Origin of the sequence: Actinomyces procaprae, from assembly GCF_004798665.1 — a bacterium.
GTDB classification, from domain to species: domain Bacteria; phylum Actinomycetota; class Actinomycetes; order Actinomycetales; family Actinomycetaceae; genus Actinomyces; species Actinomyces procaprae.
In genome coordinates this window covers 792,750-807,282 of sequence record NZ_CP039292.1, presented here as the reverse complement: position 1 = coordinate 807,282, position 14,533 = coordinate 792,750, and the positions used below count along the sequence as shown (strand labels likewise).

Annotated in this window: 13 protein-coding genes; 5 read left to right on the top strand and 8 right to left on the bottom strand. The window is 69.9% G+C overall.

What is annotated here, in order from left to right; all coding sequences use genetic code 11:
• Nucleotides 1-290 precede the first annotated feature (290 nt).
• Entirely contained in the window at nt 291-1,658 is a 1,368-nt protein-coding gene (locus E4J16_RS03045; protein ID WP_136313224.1) for an amidase, read from the top strand.
• Nucleotides 1,659-1,919: 261 nt separating this feature from the next.
• Here the strand turns inward: E4J16_RS03045 and E4J16_RS03040 are convergent, their stop codons facing one another.
• Together E4J16_RS03040 and E4J16_RS03035 are read right to left on the bottom strand one after the other, a co-directional pair.
• Nucleotides 1,920-2,327 carry an FKBP-type peptidyl-prolyl cis-trans isomerase gene (locus E4J16_RS03040; RefSeq protein WP_136193555.1) on the bottom strand — a complete coding sequence of 136 codons (408 nt, stop codon included), beginning with the start codon at nt 2,325-2,327 and terminating at the stop codon, nt 1,920-1,922.
• 139 nt (nt 2,328-2,466) lie between these two features.
• The gene (locus E4J16_RS03035) at nt 2,467-3,444 is read right to left on the bottom strand and encodes a Bax inhibitor-1/YccA family protein (protein WP_136193556.1); all 978 of its coding nucleotides are present in this window, start codon (nt 3,442-3,444) and stop codon (nt 2,467-2,469) included.
• Nucleotides 3,445-3,682: 238 nt separating this feature from the next.
• Between E4J16_RS03035 and E4J16_RS03030 the strand changes: the two genes are divergently transcribed.
• The 4 genes from E4J16_RS03030 to E4J16_RS03015 all read left to right on the top strand — a co-directional run bounded on the left by E4J16_RS03030 (nt 3,683) and on the right by E4J16_RS03015 (nt 8,146).
• Nucleotides 3,683-4,624, top strand: coding sequence for an ABC transporter ATP-binding protein (locus tag E4J16_RS03030; protein WP_136313223.1), 942 nt, complete (start codon nt 3,683-3,685; stop codon nt 4,622-4,624).
• Nucleotides 4,625-4,709: 85 nt separating this feature from the next.
• Entirely contained in the window at nt 4,710-5,660 is a 951-nt protein-coding gene (locus E4J16_RS03025; RefSeq protein WP_136313222.1) for an ABC transporter permease subunit, read from the top strand.
• Between the two features lie 273 nt (nt 5,661-5,933).
• Nucleotides 5,934-7,412 (top strand): sensor histidine kinase, encoded by a 1,479-nt coding sequence (locus E4J16_RS03020; protein WP_136193611.1) that lies wholly within the window; start codon nt 5,934-5,936, stop codon nt 7,410-7,412.
• A gap of 23 nt (nt 7,413-7,435) precedes the next feature.
• A complete protein-coding gene (locus tag E4J16_RS03015; RefSeq protein ID WP_136314558.1) occupies nt 7,436-8,146 on the top strand; it encodes a response regulator in 711 nt (236 codons plus the stop codon).
• Nucleotides 8,147-8,278: 132 nt separating this feature from the next.
• Here the strand turns inward: E4J16_RS03015 and pth are convergent, their stop codons facing one another.
• The 6 genes from pth to E4J16_RS02985 form a co-directional block, all read right to left on the bottom strand.
• On the bottom strand, nt 8,279-8,875 hold the full coding sequence (pth, locus tag E4J16_RS03010; RefSeq protein ID WP_136193558.1) for an aminoacyl-tRNA hydrolase: 597 nt from the start codon (nt 8,873-8,875) through the stop codon (nt 8,279-8,281).
• 22 nt (nt 8,876-8,897) lie between these two features.
• Nucleotides 8,898-9,503 (bottom strand): 50S ribosomal protein L25/general stress protein Ctc, encoded by a 606-nt coding sequence (locus tag E4J16_RS03005; protein ID WP_136313221.1) that lies wholly within the window; start codon nt 9,501-9,503, stop codon nt 8,898-8,900.
• Between the two features lie 315 nt (nt 9,504-9,818).
• Nucleotides 9,819-10,856 (bottom strand): type I 3-dehydroquinate dehydratase, encoded by a 1,038-nt coding sequence (locus tag E4J16_RS03000; RefSeq protein ID WP_136313220.1) that lies wholly within the window; start codon nt 10,854-10,856, stop codon nt 9,819-9,821.
• A complete protein-coding gene (locus tag E4J16_RS02995; RefSeq protein WP_136313219.1) occupies nt 10,853-11,914 on the bottom strand; it encodes a Ppx/GppA phosphatase family protein in 1,062 nt (353 codons plus the stop codon). Before E4J16_RS02995 ends, E4J16_RS03000 begins: the two co-directional genes overlap by 4 nt.
• A gap of 66 nt (nt 11,915-11,980) precedes the next feature.
• On the bottom strand, nt 11,981-12,472 hold the full coding sequence (locus E4J16_RS02990; protein ID WP_420809321.1) for a DUF501 domain-containing protein: 492 nt from the start codon (nt 12,470-12,472) through the stop codon (nt 11,981-11,983).
• A complete protein-coding gene (locus E4J16_RS02985) occupies nt 12,469-13,203 on the bottom strand; it encodes an FtsB family cell division protein (protein ID WP_240038244.1) in 735 nt (244 codons plus the stop codon). Before E4J16_RS02985 ends, E4J16_RS02990 begins: the two co-directional genes overlap by 4 nt.
• Nucleotides 13,204-14,533 lie beyond the last annotated feature (1,330 nt).

Here is a 14,533-nt window from a genome sequence, read left to right as displayed (position 1 = left end):
AGCGTCTCCTGGGATGCGGACGATTTTCGAATGGCCACAGCGTAGTGTCAGCAACGCCGGCAGGCCGTGTGCGTTCGCTCACCAGACCGCCGGTTTTCCGCGGTACAGCAACGATCCGACGACGATGCCCCCGCTCGCCGGAGAGCGAAAAGCCCCGTCGGCACCTGCCGAATTACGGCACGCACCCCTCACGCCTCCCATCTCCTGCCCCGCCGCCGGGCCCGTCCCACCCGCCGGAGCCCATAACGACGCCCCCTTACACTCTTGAGCACCAGATCAACGGAGGCCGCATGACCATTCCGCGCAACGCCGTCGACATCGCCCGTGCCGTCAGCGCCGGGAGCATCACCGCCCGGGCCACGATCCAGGCCGCGCTGGAACGCATTGACGCACTGGACCCGAATCTCAACGCCTTCACCGTGGTGCGCCGCGAAGCCGCCCTGCGGGAGGCCGATGCCCTCGACCGGCGCATCGCGGCAGCCGGCCCGGGCGCAGCCGGACCGCTCGCCGGCGTGCCGGTGGCGGTCAAGGAGGAGTACGACGTCGCCGGGGAAGTCACCACACTTGGCGGCCGAGGCAATAGCAGTCCCGCCCGGGCGGACTGCGCCGTCGTCGGGCGCCTGCGGCAGGCGGGGGCGATCATCGTCGGGCGCACCAATATGCCCGAGTTCGGCCAGTTCCCGGTGGGAGAGTCCGCCCATCACGACGACTGCCTGAACCCCTGGGACCCTGCACGCTCCCCCGGCGGCTCCTCTGCGGGCTCGGCGGTCGCCGTCGCCACCGGCGCGGTTCCGGTGGCCATGGGTTCCGACGGCGGGGGTTCGCTGCGCATTCCGGCCTCGGCCTGCGGGGTGCTGGGGCTGAAGCCGACACGCGGCCGGGTCAGTTCGGCGCCGTCGGCGGACCACTGGTTCGGACTGGCGGGCTTCGGGGCGCTCACGCGCACCGCCCACGACCTGGCCGTGGTCATGGACGTCATCAGCGGCAACGAGCCGGTGGACCGGTGGCGGCTCGATGCCCCTACCCGGCGGTTCGTTGACGCCGTGGACGCACCACCGCCCCGACTACGCATCCTCTTGGCAGCCAATGCGGTCATGCCCGGCGCGTGCTCGACGCCGCCCGTCGCTCAGGCCGTGGATGGCCTGGCTGCCCGCCTGCGAAAGCTGGACCATGACGTGCGCACGGCTAGGGTCGCCTGGCCGGTGCCGACCGCGCCGTTCCTGACGCTGTACTTCGCCGGCATGCACGTCGAGGCGCAGCAGGTTGAGCACCCGGACCGTCTGGAGTCGCGCACCAGGACCTCGGCGCGTCTGGGCGCGCTCATTCCGCAGCCGGTGGTGCGCGCGGCGCTGCGTCAGGCTAAGCGCGTGCGCGACGGCGTCGAGGCCGCCTTCGGAAGCGCGGACCTGTTGATGCTGCCCACCCTGCTCGACCTGCCCGGCGGCGCGCAGGACCTGCGCGGGCGCGGTTGGACGGCGGCCATGCTCGCCTCGACGCCGGTGGTGTCCAACACTGCGATATTCAACGTCTCGGGGCATCCGGCACTGTCCGTGCCGGCGGGGCTGTCCCAAGGACTGCCGGTGGGCACTCAGCTCGTGGCCCGCACCGGGCGCGAGGACCTACTGCTGGCGGTAGCAGCGCAGCTGCATACCCACTAGGCGGCAGCGACTCACTCCGGAGGACGCCGCCTCGTCCCCGCCAGCTACACCCCGTCCCCTGCTACGAGCTTTTGCCTTCTACTACGAACTTTTGCACCCTGGTGTACGCCTTTTTGCCGCACACCAGGGTACAAAAGTTCGTGTCGGGGGCGAAAGCTCGTACCAGAGCATGAACTCAGAGCACGAACTCGCGTCTCCGGCCGAGTAGATAAGCGCTCCAGGAGCGGACCGCCGCGGGCACGCCCGCCCGGGGCGCCCGCGTCACATGGTGCCGAGGATCTCGGTGACGAACACCAGGGTGTCGCCGCCCTTGATGCCGGCCTGCGGCACGCCGCGCGAGCCGTAGCCGAGCTCGGAGGGAATGGACAGGATCACGCGGCTGCCGACGCGCTGGCCGACCAGCCCGTCGTCCCAGCCGCGGATGACCATGCCGACCCCCACCTGGAAGTTGAGCGGCTGGCCGCGGTCGTAGGAGTTGTCGAAGACGCGCCCGTTCCAGATCTGGCCCAGGTAGTGGCACACGACGGTGTCCCCGGCCTCGATCACCTTGCCGTCGCCGGCGTCGAGCACCTGCACCTGCAGGCCCTCGGGGGCATCCGGCCCCGGGAAGGTCAAGGTGGGCTTGGCGCCCTTGGCGCCGGAAACGGTGGGCATGTTGCTGTTGATCATGCGGGCCAGGCTACGGCAGGGGGCGCCGCCGCGCCCACTTCGCCGCACGGCCCGACGGCGTCGTCTGCCCCACTCGGAACGCGACGGTGCCCGCGGCGCCGGAGACCGGACCGCGGGCACCGTCGTCGGCACCGAGGCGTCAGTTGTCGCGCAGTATGGCGAGGATGCGCAGGAACTCCACGTAGAGCCACACCAGGGTGACCACGAGGCCGAAGGCGCCGGACCAGGCGTACCGGGTGGGCAGGCCGCGCTCCACCCCATTCTGAATGGACTCGAAGTCCATGGTGAGGCTGAGAGCGGCCATGACCACCGCCAGCAGGCCGATGATCAGGCCGAGCGGGATTCCCATGACGGTGATGCCGCGCAGGCCCCAGGGGTCGGACAGGACGCCGGTGAGCATCAGCGCGAAGTTGATCAGGCTGAAGATCAGGTAGCCGCCCATGGCGGTCAGCAGGATGCGCTGCGCCTTGGAGCTGAGGCGGAAGCCGGCGAACTTGTAGGCCACCAGGACCACCCCGAAGGTGGCCGCCGAGGCAAGCACGGCCTGCAGGACGATGCCCGGGTAGATCATCTCCATGACGCCGGAGAGCGCGCCGAGCATGGCGCCCTCGCAGATGGCGTAGGCGAAGATCAGCACGGGGCTGGGCTCACGCTTGAAGGAGTTGACCAGCCCCAGCACCAGCGCGCCGATCGCCCCGCCGACCAGGGCCAGCATGCCGATTCCTGCGGTGGCCTCGTTGACGGCCAGGGTCCAGCTGACGGCGCCGACGGCGATGATCATCGCGAAGATCCCGAAGGTGCGCACGATGACGTCGTCGTAGGTCATGCGGCCGCGGTCCACGTTGGTGGCCGCCGGCGCGCCGTACTGGGCCTCCAGGTCGGAGAGCTGCTGCGGGGAGACGCTGCCATAACCGTCACGCTGCCCGTAGGCGGGCGCCTGCCCGTAGGCCTGGGTGGTCTGGTAGCCGGAGCCCGACTGCCGGCCGTAGGGCTGCGAGGCCTGGCCGGGCTGGTAGCCGGGCATGGTCGGGTATCCGTTGGGGGTGCGCTGCGCCGACGACGCCGGAGCACCACTCCCACTGAACACGGGGTTGCGAGAGAAGTAAGGGTTGCTCACCGGGTGGATTATCCCTGTCGTTCCTGAGGATCCCCTGAATACCCGGGAGCACCGGGGTCCTCCTGAAGTAGGACCCCGTTCCTCCGCCGAGCCCACCACCTGGGCCTCCAGATTCCCCAACCGGGCCGATGAGACCGGGTCGGCGTTGTTTCTAACCTGGAGTCGTTCGGGCGCAGGCCGGCCATCCCACCGACCCCAGCCGCCGCGCATCCATGAGTCTCGGAAAGAGTTGATCCCGTTGATCGAAGCCGTCGATCTCACCAAGCGCTACGGTTCCAAGACCGCAGTGGACCACATCTCCTTCACCGTTGAGCCCGGCACCGTCACCGGCTTCCTGGGACCCAACGGAGCCGGCAAGTCCACCACCATGCGCCTGATCATGGGGCTGGACAAGCCCACTGCCGGCAGCGTCAAGGTTAACGGCCAGGCCTACCGTGACCTGTCCGCCCCACTGTGCCAGGTCGGTGCCCTCCTGGACGCCAAGGGCCTGCACGGCTCCCGCAGTGCCCGCGCCCACCTGACCCAGCTGGCCGTCTCCAACGGCATCTCCACCCGCCGCGTGGACGAGGTCCTGGAGCTGACCGGGCTGACGCCGGTCGCCAAGAAGCGGGTCAAGGGCTTCAGCCTGGGCATGGGCCAGCGCCTGGGCATCGCCGCCGCCATGCTGGGGGACCCGCAGGTGCTGATCTTCGACGAGCCCGTCAACGGCCTGGACCCCGAGGGTGTCAAGTGGGTGCGCGACACCTGCCGCCACCTGGCCGATCAGGGACGCACTGTCTTCATCTCCTCCCACCTGATGAGTGAGATGGCCCAGACCGCAGACCACCTACTGGTCATCGGCCGCGGGCGCATCCTCACCTCCGGCCCCGTCGACGAGGTGATCGCCTCCACCACCAACGACGTCGTCCGCGTGGCCTCCCCGCAGGCCTCCGACCTGGCCTCTGCGCTGAACGCCGCCGGCATCGACACCGCCGCCCCCGAGCCCGGAGTACTCACCACGACGATGGCGCCCGCCGCCCGGGTCGGCGAGATCGCCGCCGCACACGGGATCGTCCTGCACGAGTTGGCCACCCAGCGCGCCTCCCTGGAGGAGGCCTACCTGGAGCTGACCGGAAACGACGTCGAGTACACCACGGGCGCCCCCGAGCCGACACCGTCCCCGGCCGCTGCCCGCTCCTGAGCGCCGAGTCCGCCGCCCGCCCCACGGGCGCCCGATGGTCCGGCCCGCGCATCCCACAAGCCTTCAGACACACGAAAGCAGTCACATGTCCACCACCGCCCCTGCAAAGACCACTGAGCCCACCGGCTCCTCCCCCGCCGACGACCTCACTTCCGACGCCGCCACCGGCAACCGTGAGCGAGCTCGCGGCTCCCGCCCCGACGGCGGCCCGGTCCGTCGTGCCGGCTCCCCCCGCCCCACCGACCGCTCCGGCCGCCAGACTTTCGGCCGCGCCGTGCACGCCGAATGGGTCAAGGTCCGCACCCTGCGCTCAACCTGGATCACCGCGTTCATCGCAGTCGGCGTCACCGTGCTGTTCAGCACGGCCATCTCCATCGCCTACGCCTCCATCCCCGAGATGGCCGACGGCGCCGCCGACGGGGTCATCGCCGGCAATCAGTTCGGCCAGATCGTCGTCGCCGTCCTGGGGGCACTGATCATCACCGGCGAGTACTCCTCCGGGCAGATCCGCTCCTCGCTGGCGGCGGTGCCGAACCGGTGGCGCCTGCTGGTGGCGAAGGCCATCGTGGTAGGAGCACTGAGCTTCGTCATCGGTGCACTGTCCACGCTGCTGACCTGGGCGGTCTCCACCCCCTTCATGGACGGGCACGGCGGCTCACTGACCGACCCGGAGTACCTCGGCTTCGTGTGGGGTACGGGGCTGTCCTTCACCGGGATTGCGCTCATGTCGCTGGGACTCGGCTTCCTGCTGCGCTCGACGGCGGGGACGATCACCCTGGCACTCACACTGCTGTTCGTCATCGACCTGCCGCTGTCGCTGATGGCCCTCAAGTGGGACTGGGCCATTTCCTTGCAGGGGTTCGAGCCCCTGCAGGCGGCAATGGCTGTTTATGACCCGTTCCACCACATGGTGGCCTGGGGGCAGGCCGGCTCCATGTACTTCCTCCAGCAGTGGCAGGCGGCTCTCGTCTTCGGCGCCTGGGCGTTCGTGCCGCTCGCACTCGGCCTCGTGGTCTTCTCACGGCGTGACGCCTGACCGGGACTGCGGCCGCGGTGGTGGCGCCGGCCTGATCGGGTCGGCGCCACCACCGCGGCGCCAGTACTTACGAGCGCAGCCGTGCTTCAGCTGCCAATCCGGCGGCAGTTCACCAATCCACCGACATCACATCAACAATTCGCCGACAATTCGTAAGGGGCTTGATTGGCCTCGCGAGGCAAGGCAGAGGGGAGCAACACGTTGAGTACGCCGTCGACCGCCGCCCATCTGCTGCGCTGGCAGACCTCTCACCCGTACCTGGCCGATGCCGCCATGGCGACGGTGGTGCTGGTGCTCAACGTGTTCATGGGGCTGTGGCCGCTGCTCCAGGCCGACATCCCCTCGGCGCAATCCTGGCTGCCGCTCACGCTGGGCGCATGCCTGGTGTGCACCCTCTCCCTGGTTTTCCGACGTCGTCACCTGGTCTCCACCTGGGCGGTGCTCACCTTCCTGCCCATCCTGCACGAGGCGGTAATCACTCGGAGCTTCGACGACATGGGTGTGGTCGAGATCGGCTACGTGGCCGATACGCTGCGCGCCTTCACCCTGCTGGGCGTTCCCTTCACTCTGGCCACGCTCGCCATGCGCTTCCGCGCCGCCTGGGTGTGGACCGCGTGCGCGGTCTCCACGCTCACCACAGTGGTCGGCCAGGCCGTACTCGGCAGCTACGCGGTCGACACCCTCAGCGGCCTGCTGATGCCAAACGGGCTGATCAACATCATCGGCGTGCTCGTAGGCACGGTCATCCGCATCCAGGCGACCCAGCTGCGCGAGGCCGAGGCGCGCTCGGCCCGCCTGCTACTGGCTCGCGAGCAGGAGGCCGCACTGGCCGCGGCCAATGAGCGCAGCCGCATCGCCCGCGAGATGCACGACGTCGTCGCGCACTCCCTGGCCGTCATGATCACCCTCGCCGACGGCGCAGCCGCCGCCGTCGACCGCAACCCCGCCATGGCCAAAGAGGCGCTGACCACACTGGCGGAGACCGGCCGCTCAGCCCTGGCCGACACGCGTCGGTTGGTGGGCGTGCTGCGCGAGGACCCGGCACCCTTCCCCGCCCGGGCCGATGCCGCCGTCGCACCGGGGACGCCCGGCACCCCTCCTGCCACCGCGGGCGGAGCCGCCCCGTCCGGGCATGCAGCCGGCGGAGCCGCCGGGCGGAGCGGCCCGGACGGCGCCACTGTGCGTGAGCTGCCGGTGCCCGAGTTCGCCCCGCCCGGGACGGTCGCCCCGGTCGAGCCGAGCCGGGAGATCGCCGACCTGCGCCGCCGGGCGACCGACACGGAGGCCGACGCCTCCAGCGGTCAGACGCCGCTCGCACCCGCGCCCGAGCAGGCCGACCTGGAGGTGCTCGTCGAGCGCTTCCGTACCGCCGGCGTGCCCGTGACCTACCGGTGGGACGGGCGCAAGCTGCCTGAAGACAAGGGCCTGCAGCTGACACTGTTCCGCATCGCCCAGGAGGCGCTGACCAACGTGCTGCGGTACGCCCCCACTACTCGCGCGGTGAGCGTCGTCGTCGACCGGCACGCGGGAACCGCCGTCCTGACCATCGACAATGACGCCGCCCCCGGATCCACCCCGTTGCACGGGTCCGGGAAGGGACTCATCGGCATGCGGGAGCGCGCGGCCGTCTATGGTGGAACCGTGCAGGCAGGACCGACCGCCACCGGCTGGCGCGTACGGGCCGTGCTGCACTGGGATGAGGACTGGGACGAATACGACGAAGGGACAGCGCCGTGGCAGATGCCGCAATGAATCAGGCAGGCGATCCGACCGGTATGGGCGCTCCGGTGCCTCCCGGAGGTGGGGAAGCGGCAAACCGGTCCCGACCGATCACTGTAGTGCTGGCCGATGACCAGGCGCTGATGCGTATGGGCTTCCGTATGGTGCTGGACCCGGCCGATGACATTGAGATCGTCGGAGAGGCCTCGGACGGCGCCACCGCCGTGGCGCAGGCACGTGCCCTGAAACCCGACGTGATCCTCATGGACGTGCGCATGCCCGGTATGAACGGCATCGACGCGACTGCCGCGATCACCGCGCAGTGCCCTGACACCAAGATCCTCATCCTGACCACTTTCGACCTGGACGAGTACGCCTTTGCGGGCCTGCGCGCCGGGGCGAGCGGATTCCTGCTCAAGGACACCCGCCCGGGCGAGCTGGCGGAGGCGATCCGCACTGTCGCCGACGGCGAGGCCGTGGTCAGCCCGCGTATCACGCGGCGCATGCTGGAGATGTTCTCCTCGCACCTGCCCGAGAGCGGCGGGACCGAGTCGCAGGAGGATGCGCGTATTGCCTCACTCACTCCGCGCGAGCGGGAGATCCTGACGCTGATGGCGCAGGGGCTGAGCAATTCCGAGATCGCCGACCACCTGATCGTCTCGGCGACGACGGTGAAGACCCACGTCGGGAATGTGCTGGCCAAGCTCGATGTGCGCGACCGCGTGCAGGCCGTGGTCGTCGCCTACGAGACCGGCCTCATGCGCTGAGATCGGTAGAAGTTACATGCCGAGGTCGGTAGAAGTTACATGCCGAGGTCGGTAGAAGTTACGTACCGAGGTCGGTAGAAGTTACATGCCGAGGTCGGTAGATATGGCGTGCCGGGCGCGGCAACCAACGGCTCAGGCGGAGTGCAGCCGCTGTTGAGCGGGCACGAACCCGTCCAGTACCACCTGCTCGACGGCGTCGGCCGCCTGCTCCAGGGTGACAGCGAGCTCCGCCCGCTCCCTCCCCGGGAAGTCACTGAGCACGAAGTCAGCGGGGTCTTGACGGCCGGGCGGACGCCCCACCCCAATGCGCAGGCGTGCGTAGTCCTTCGTGCCGAGCGCCTTGGAGATCGACCGCAGGCCATTGTGCCCGCCCTCGCCGCCGCCCCGTTTCAGCCTCAGCGTGTGCGCGGGCAGGTCGAGGTCGTCGTGTATCACCAGCAGGCTTGCCGCAGGGTCGACATCGTAGAAGCGGACCAGCGCCTTGACCGTACCGCCAGACTCGTTCATGTAGCCGCTGGTGCGCGCCAGGACCACGCGCGGCCCCGGGGCACCGCCCGGCAGGATGCCCAAGCGCGCCTCGGCAACCAAAGCGCGGGTCTTGTGGCTGGACAGGCGGGACCCGGTACGCCCGGCCAGCACGTCGAGCACCATGTGCCCGATGTTGTGGCGGTTGTGGGCGTACCGGGCCCCGGTGTTCCCCAGCCCGATGACGAGCCATGGGGTGCTCATGAATTCTCCGCGTGCGGCGTCGTCACTCGGACTCGGCAGCAGCGTCGCCCTCGGCAGCCTCGGCAGGCGCCTCAGAACCGGCCACGGCCTCGGCGGCAACGTTGACGACGTCGGTGTCCGCCTCAGTGACGGCCTCGACGCCCTCGGGCAGAACCAGATCGGCCACGCGGACCGCGGTACCGGCCTCAATACCGGTGATGTCCACGTCGATGGTCTCCGGGATGGAGATCGCCGGGGCGGAAATCAGCACGTGAGCCAGCTCGATCATGTGGATGGTGCCGGGGGCGGGCTCGCCGGTCACGACGACGGGAACCTCAACCTCGACCTTCTCGTTGCGGTTGACCAGGAGGAAGTCGACGTGCTGCACACCCGGGCGGATGGGGTGACGCTGCACGTCCTTGGCGATGGCCAGCAGCGTCTCACCGTCAACATTCAGCTCGACCAGGGCGTTCTCGTTGCCGCGCAGGGCCAGACGAGTGGCGTGCTCGTCCAGCAGGAGGTGGCGGGGTTCGGTGCCGTGGCCGTAGACGACGGCGGGGACCTGGCCGGCGTGGCGGGCCCGGCGGGCAGAGCCCTTGCCGAACTCGGTGCGGTCGGTGGCGTCAAGCGCGATGGCGTTGGTGGGCATGCATTTCTCCTCGGTGTAGGCGGGGAGCCTGCCCCGCATTTCGGTGGTCCGGCGGGCACGACGACGTGCAGCACCTTCCGGAACCACCACGTCGATCACGGATACGCTGGGCGCATCCCTCGCCGGGGCAATGCTCCAACTGTACGCGATGGCAGCATCGGCCGACGACGGCGTCGGCGGTGACCCGCCCCACGCTCAAGCACGCTCAAGCAGCGAACGACCTCGGCACGTAACAACTACCGACCTCGGCACGTAACAACTACCGACCTCGGCACGTAACTTCTACCGACCTCGGCGGATGGGGCGGGTGATGCGTCAGGGGCGAGGGTGGAGCGCGGCCAGGGCTGCACGCACTTCCGCCACAGGCAATTGTCCCGGCGCAGACGCGGCCGATCCGGCGGTCGCGAAAGTCAGTGCCGAGCCGAACACTCCCCCCGCCAGCCTGGTCACGGCACCAACCTCACCCATGGCAATGACCACCACCGGAATGTCCAGCTCCGCCCGAGACCGTGCAGCCACGCCCAGCACCCGCTCCACATCGGCGGACCCGCTCGGAGTGACAGCGACCTTGGCTACCGCGGCGCCCGCCTCCTGCATGACGCGCAGCCGCCGCAGCAGCTCAGCGTCATCCGGGACGGCACTGAAGTCGTGGCTCGATGCAACCACATCCAGCCCGGCCCGCCGCGCCCGCTGCACGAGCTGCGCCAGCTCGCCGCGAGCCAGCTCGACGTCCACCGCCGCAACCATGGGGGCTCCAGTGCACGCCCCCATGCTCCCACCGCCGTTGTCACCGCCAGCGTCCGCGCCACGCTCCCGCCCCAGCCGGTCAATAGCCAGCGCGAGAGCATCCCGGTAGGCGGCGTCGTCGGCGTCGAACCCGCCGCCCTCGGCAGCCGTGCGCACGGTCAGCAGCACCGGCAGACCCGTGCCCCGCAGCTGCTGGTCCACGGCGCGAACAGCCCCCAGCCACAGGTCCACCGGCCCCCGCGGAGCGTGCCCCCGCCCCGACGCAGCAGACCCCGGCGAAGACAGCAGGTCGGCGCGAAGCTCCACCAACTCCGCCCCGGCCGCGCGGGCCGCCGCCGCCTGGGCGGCGCAGGCAGCGGCGTCGGCCCCGGTCGTGGCGACCGCTACCGCCGGACGCGACCCGCCCAACCGTGCGTCCCGCCAGACAACCGGGCGTGCGCACGCCGGCGATCCGGGCACCGCCACGCCACACGCCTCCAGCCGAGCCGTCAGGCCGTGCACGTGCGTGCGCAGCTCCGCCGACGGCGCCGAAGCCGCCCTGTCCGACGCAGGCGCATCATCCGCCGACGGCGCGGCGCACCGTTCCCACGCGCTGCCCAAGCTCACGCCGCCTCCCCCGCCGAGGCGAGCGAGGCGGCGATACCATCCAGAATGTCAGAAAGGCTGGTGACGGTGGTGGTCAGCGGCTGTCCGGCGACGGCGGTATCGGCCGCAACCCGCGCCACCACCTCGCTCCACACCAGCGCGCCGGCGGCAATGACGTCACGGCGCCCGGGCAGCAGGTACCCCCAGGACTCCCGCTGCGCGGCGGTCGAATGCACGATCGCGTCACAGGACGCTAGCACGCGCTCAACACTCAGCTCGGCGCCGTCGATGACATCACGATCGAAGGCATCCAGGCCCAGCGCGTGCGCCGTGACCGTGCTGATCGTGCCGGCGAGCCCGACCAGCCGGGTGGCGGCGCCCAGATCGACGGCGTCGGCGGCCCGGTCCAGCAGCCCACGTACCTCCGCGCGGGCCGCATCCTCCGCGGCGGGAGTGACGCCGTCGGCCAGGTAACGCTCGGTGATACGCACCGAGCCGGTGTTCATGGAGCAGGCGGCCTGCGGGGCGTCGACACCGAGCACCAGCTCGGTTGAGCCGCCACCCAGGTCGACCACCAGCCGCGGACCGGGCAACGCGGGATGACCGCCCGGCCTCTCGCCGTCGTCGGCGTCGGCCGCATCCCCGCCCTGAGCGTCGGTCGCAGCGGCCCCTCCCCCGCTCCCCAGCAGGGAGCCGGCGAAGGACAGGCGAGCCTCCTCCTGGCCGGAGACGACCTCGGGGACGATACCCAGTGCCGCACGCACCCCGTCGACGAACTCATCACGGTTCTCGGCGTCGCGGGTGGCGGAGGTCGCGACGAAACGGGCATGCCCGGCATCCAGGGGGACGTCAAGATCAGCGCAGGTGCGGGCGTACTCGTGCACCACCTGCAGTGTGCGCGCCAGGGCATCGGCGTCGAGGCGGCCGGTGCGGTCCACACCCTGGCCGAGGCGGACGATGGTGCTGGAGCGGTGCAGCGGGTGGAGCCGAACAGTGCCGGTGCGCTGCTCCCGAATCGCGTCGGCAACGAGCAGGCGAATGGTATTGGTGCCGCAGTCAATGGCGGCGACGCGGGTCATGGTTGAGTCCCCCTCGGATGGCTGTGCCGACGGCTTCAGCGGCAACTTTACGGCGGTGGCCCGCGCTCAGCAGAAGCAGCGGTCGGGATCCCACAGGCCGCGCTCCCGCAGCACGCCCAGGGTCAGGTCACCGATCGGGTTGATGCCACAGCCGACGGCGAGCGCATGCCCAAGCAGCGCGTGCAGGCACTTCACCCGGGTGGGCATACCTCCTGCCGAAATGCCTTCGATCTCCGCGGGGCTGCCCAGTTCGGCGCGGCGAGCCAGGTAGTCGGCGTGCGCAGCGGCATAGGCGGCGGCCAGCTCGGGGTCATCGGCGAGGCGGCGGTTGAAGTCCTCCATCAGGTGCTCCGCCTCAAGGGTGGAGCAGCCGCGCACAGCCGCCGGGTGAGTCAGGTAATACGTGGTCGGGAAGGGCGACCCATCAGGCAGTCGGGGAGCGGTGCGCACAACGGTGGGGCGACCACATGCACAGCGGGCCGCGACGTCGACGACGCCGCGCGGCACGCGCCCCAGCTGCACGCGCAGGGTCTCCAAGTCGGATTCGGTAACGGTCACTGCTCGTCTCCTGTGTCTGTGGATGGGACCGCAGGGGCGGTTGAGGACTCCGGGGCAGAGCCCTGCTGCGTCGCAGGGGCCTGCGGCGTGGGCGTCGACCATCCCTGCCGCCCCGGATCCTCACGCTCTTCTTCCTCCACCTGCCCGGCCACGCGCGCCGACTCGCGCAGCTCCTGATACCAGGGCAGGCGGTCCTCGGCATGGCTCTGAGGATCGCCGGTCTCGGCATCGTCCTCGAAGCTGTCGGCACCAACAACGACATAAGTGGTCTCGCCGGGCATGACGTAGGACAGGCGTTCACGGGCCTGCGCCTTGACATAGTCGTCGTCCTCCCAGCGGGCCAGCTCCTCCTCCAGGGCGGTGGATGAGGCACGGGCCTCGTCAATCTGCTCCAGGACCGTGTCGTACTGCGCGCGTTGAGTGAGATAACCGCGCAACGACGGGAAAACGACGACGAACGCCAAAACCAGCACGACGGCCAGGATCAGCAGGCGCATCGGCAGTGAGAGCCCCTCCGCGCCACCGATGCCCGAAAGCCGACGCTCGGAGGCGGAGTCCGGCTCCGCAGATGCCGCACGATCCTCGGCGGAGCTCGCGCCGCTGTGAGCGCCACGCTCGGCGGCGGTCGTCTTGGCGTGTCCACCGGCGGCGCCCCGGGTGTCCCGCGCCGGTCCGGGGCGGGAGGTCCTGCGGGCGCCAGGGCGTGCAGGTGCGGGTCGGCGCGGCGTCATGGCACCGATACTGCCTCACGCACGGTCCTGTGGCGAGCCTGCACGGCCGGTGCGTCGGCCACACGAAGCGGCAAGTGTGCCCGGTGCACTGCGCGGCCCCGACACCGCGGCAGGACAGCGGCACCGCGGCAGGACAGCGGCAAGCCGGCGACGACATCTGGGCGTCAACGTCCCTGTCCGGACCTCCGACCTCCACACGGACCGCCGTAGTGTGCCGCTGGGACGGTCCGAACCTACACGGGCGGTCCAAAGAGACTTTCGCGGTCCGAGTGGAGGGTGATCGGAGCGAATATGTGTGCGGTTCGAGGCTACTGGCACGAAGGTGTGGTTTTGCGGCTCTTCCGGTTTGTGGGTGTGGTGGTTGGGGTCGGGGCTGCGGTGGGGGTGGTGGTTGCCGGGTTGGCGAGGTTGTTGTCGGTGGGTGGTGCTGGCTTGCGCTGATTCGCCGAGGCCGTTGAGATCATCTGGGCGCTGGACCGGGACTGCCGCCATTGACGGGGCACGGCAGCGGTCTTGGTGCCCTACTCGCCAGGCCCCCGGGCGCAGGCGTGAGCGCTCGGGGCGCGGACCTGGCGTGTTCGCCCGCGCGCACCGGATGACGGTTCGGCACTTGGCGTGACGGTTCGGCACTTCGCCTGACGATTCGGCACTTTGCGTGACGGTTCGGCACTTGGCACCAACGATTCGGCACTTCTGACGACGCTACGTACCCCTACCGTACGAACCGTCGCAAGAAAGTACGAATCGCCGACCAGAACATACGAACCCTCACGCGAAGGTACGAACCGTCGCGTCAACACACAAACCCCCAGCCCCACACACCCTCAAACCGGAAGAGCCAGTAAACACCGAACCGGCGTAGCAGACGACGCCAGCGCAAAGCACGCCGGCGAGCTGGCTCCCGCCTCCACCCACACCCACAAACACGAAGATCCCGTTAACAACGCTACTTAACGCTCTGCTGTATACCTCTGGGCCCTTCAGCAGACGGTTAACTGGCGTTGTTAACCCCGAAGTGGCGTTACAGACGGTGAAGTGGCGTTCCAGATGAACCCGCTTCCGGGCGCCGGGGGCGCCCGGAAGACACTTGCGCCGTGGCGAACCGGCAGGCTCACCAGGCCCGTCACCCCGCAGCACGCCAGCCACCACACCTCAAAATAGTGCGGTCCCGGGGCGCGCACGCGATGAACGCGTGCACACCCCGGGACCAAACCGGGAAAGCAGACTTCGGCTCAGGCAGACAACTTGCGCCGTGCCCGCCCCAAGCCTCCGCTACCGCTTCGGCTCAGGCAGCTGACTTGCGCCGTGCCCGCCCCAAGCCTCCGCTACC

Excerpts from the sequence above, each read along its gene's own strand:
- E4J16_RS03045 (WP_136313224.1), top strand. The coding sequence starts at position 291 with ATGACCATTCCGCGCAACGCCGTCGACATCGCCCGTGCCGTCAGCGCC.
- E4J16_RS03005 (WP_136313221.1), bottom strand. The coding sequence starts at position 9,503 with ATGCCCACCAACGCCATCGCGCTTGACGCCACCGACCGCACCGAGTTC.
- E4J16_RS03025 (WP_136313222.1), top strand. The coding sequence starts at position 4,710 with ATGTCCACCACCGCCCCTGCAAAGACCACTGAGCCCACCGGCTCCTCC.
- E4J16_RS02995 (WP_136313219.1), bottom strand. The coding sequence starts at position 11,914 with ATGACCCGCGTCGCCGCCATTGACTGCGGCACCAATACCATTCGCCTG.
- E4J16_RS03020 (WP_136193611.1), top strand. The coding sequence starts at position 5,934 with ATGGCGACGGTGGTGCTGGTGCTCAACGTGTTCATGGGGCTGTGGCCG.
- E4J16_RS03040 (WP_136193555.1), bottom strand. The coding sequence starts at position 2,327 with ATGATCAACAGCAACATGCCCACCGTTTCCGGCGCCAAGGGCGCCAAG.
- E4J16_RS03015 (WP_136314558.1), top strand. The coding sequence starts at position 7,436 with ATGGGCGCTCCGGTGCCTCCCGGAGGTGGGGAAGCGGCAAACCGGTCC.
- pth (WP_136193558.1), bottom strand. The coding sequence starts at position 8,875 with ATGAGCACCCCATGGCTCGTCATCGGGCTGGGGAACACCGGGGCCCGG.
- E4J16_RS02985 (WP_240038244.1), bottom strand. The coding sequence starts at position 13,203 with ATGACGCCGCGCCGACCCGCACCTGCACGCCCTGGCGCCCGCAGGACC.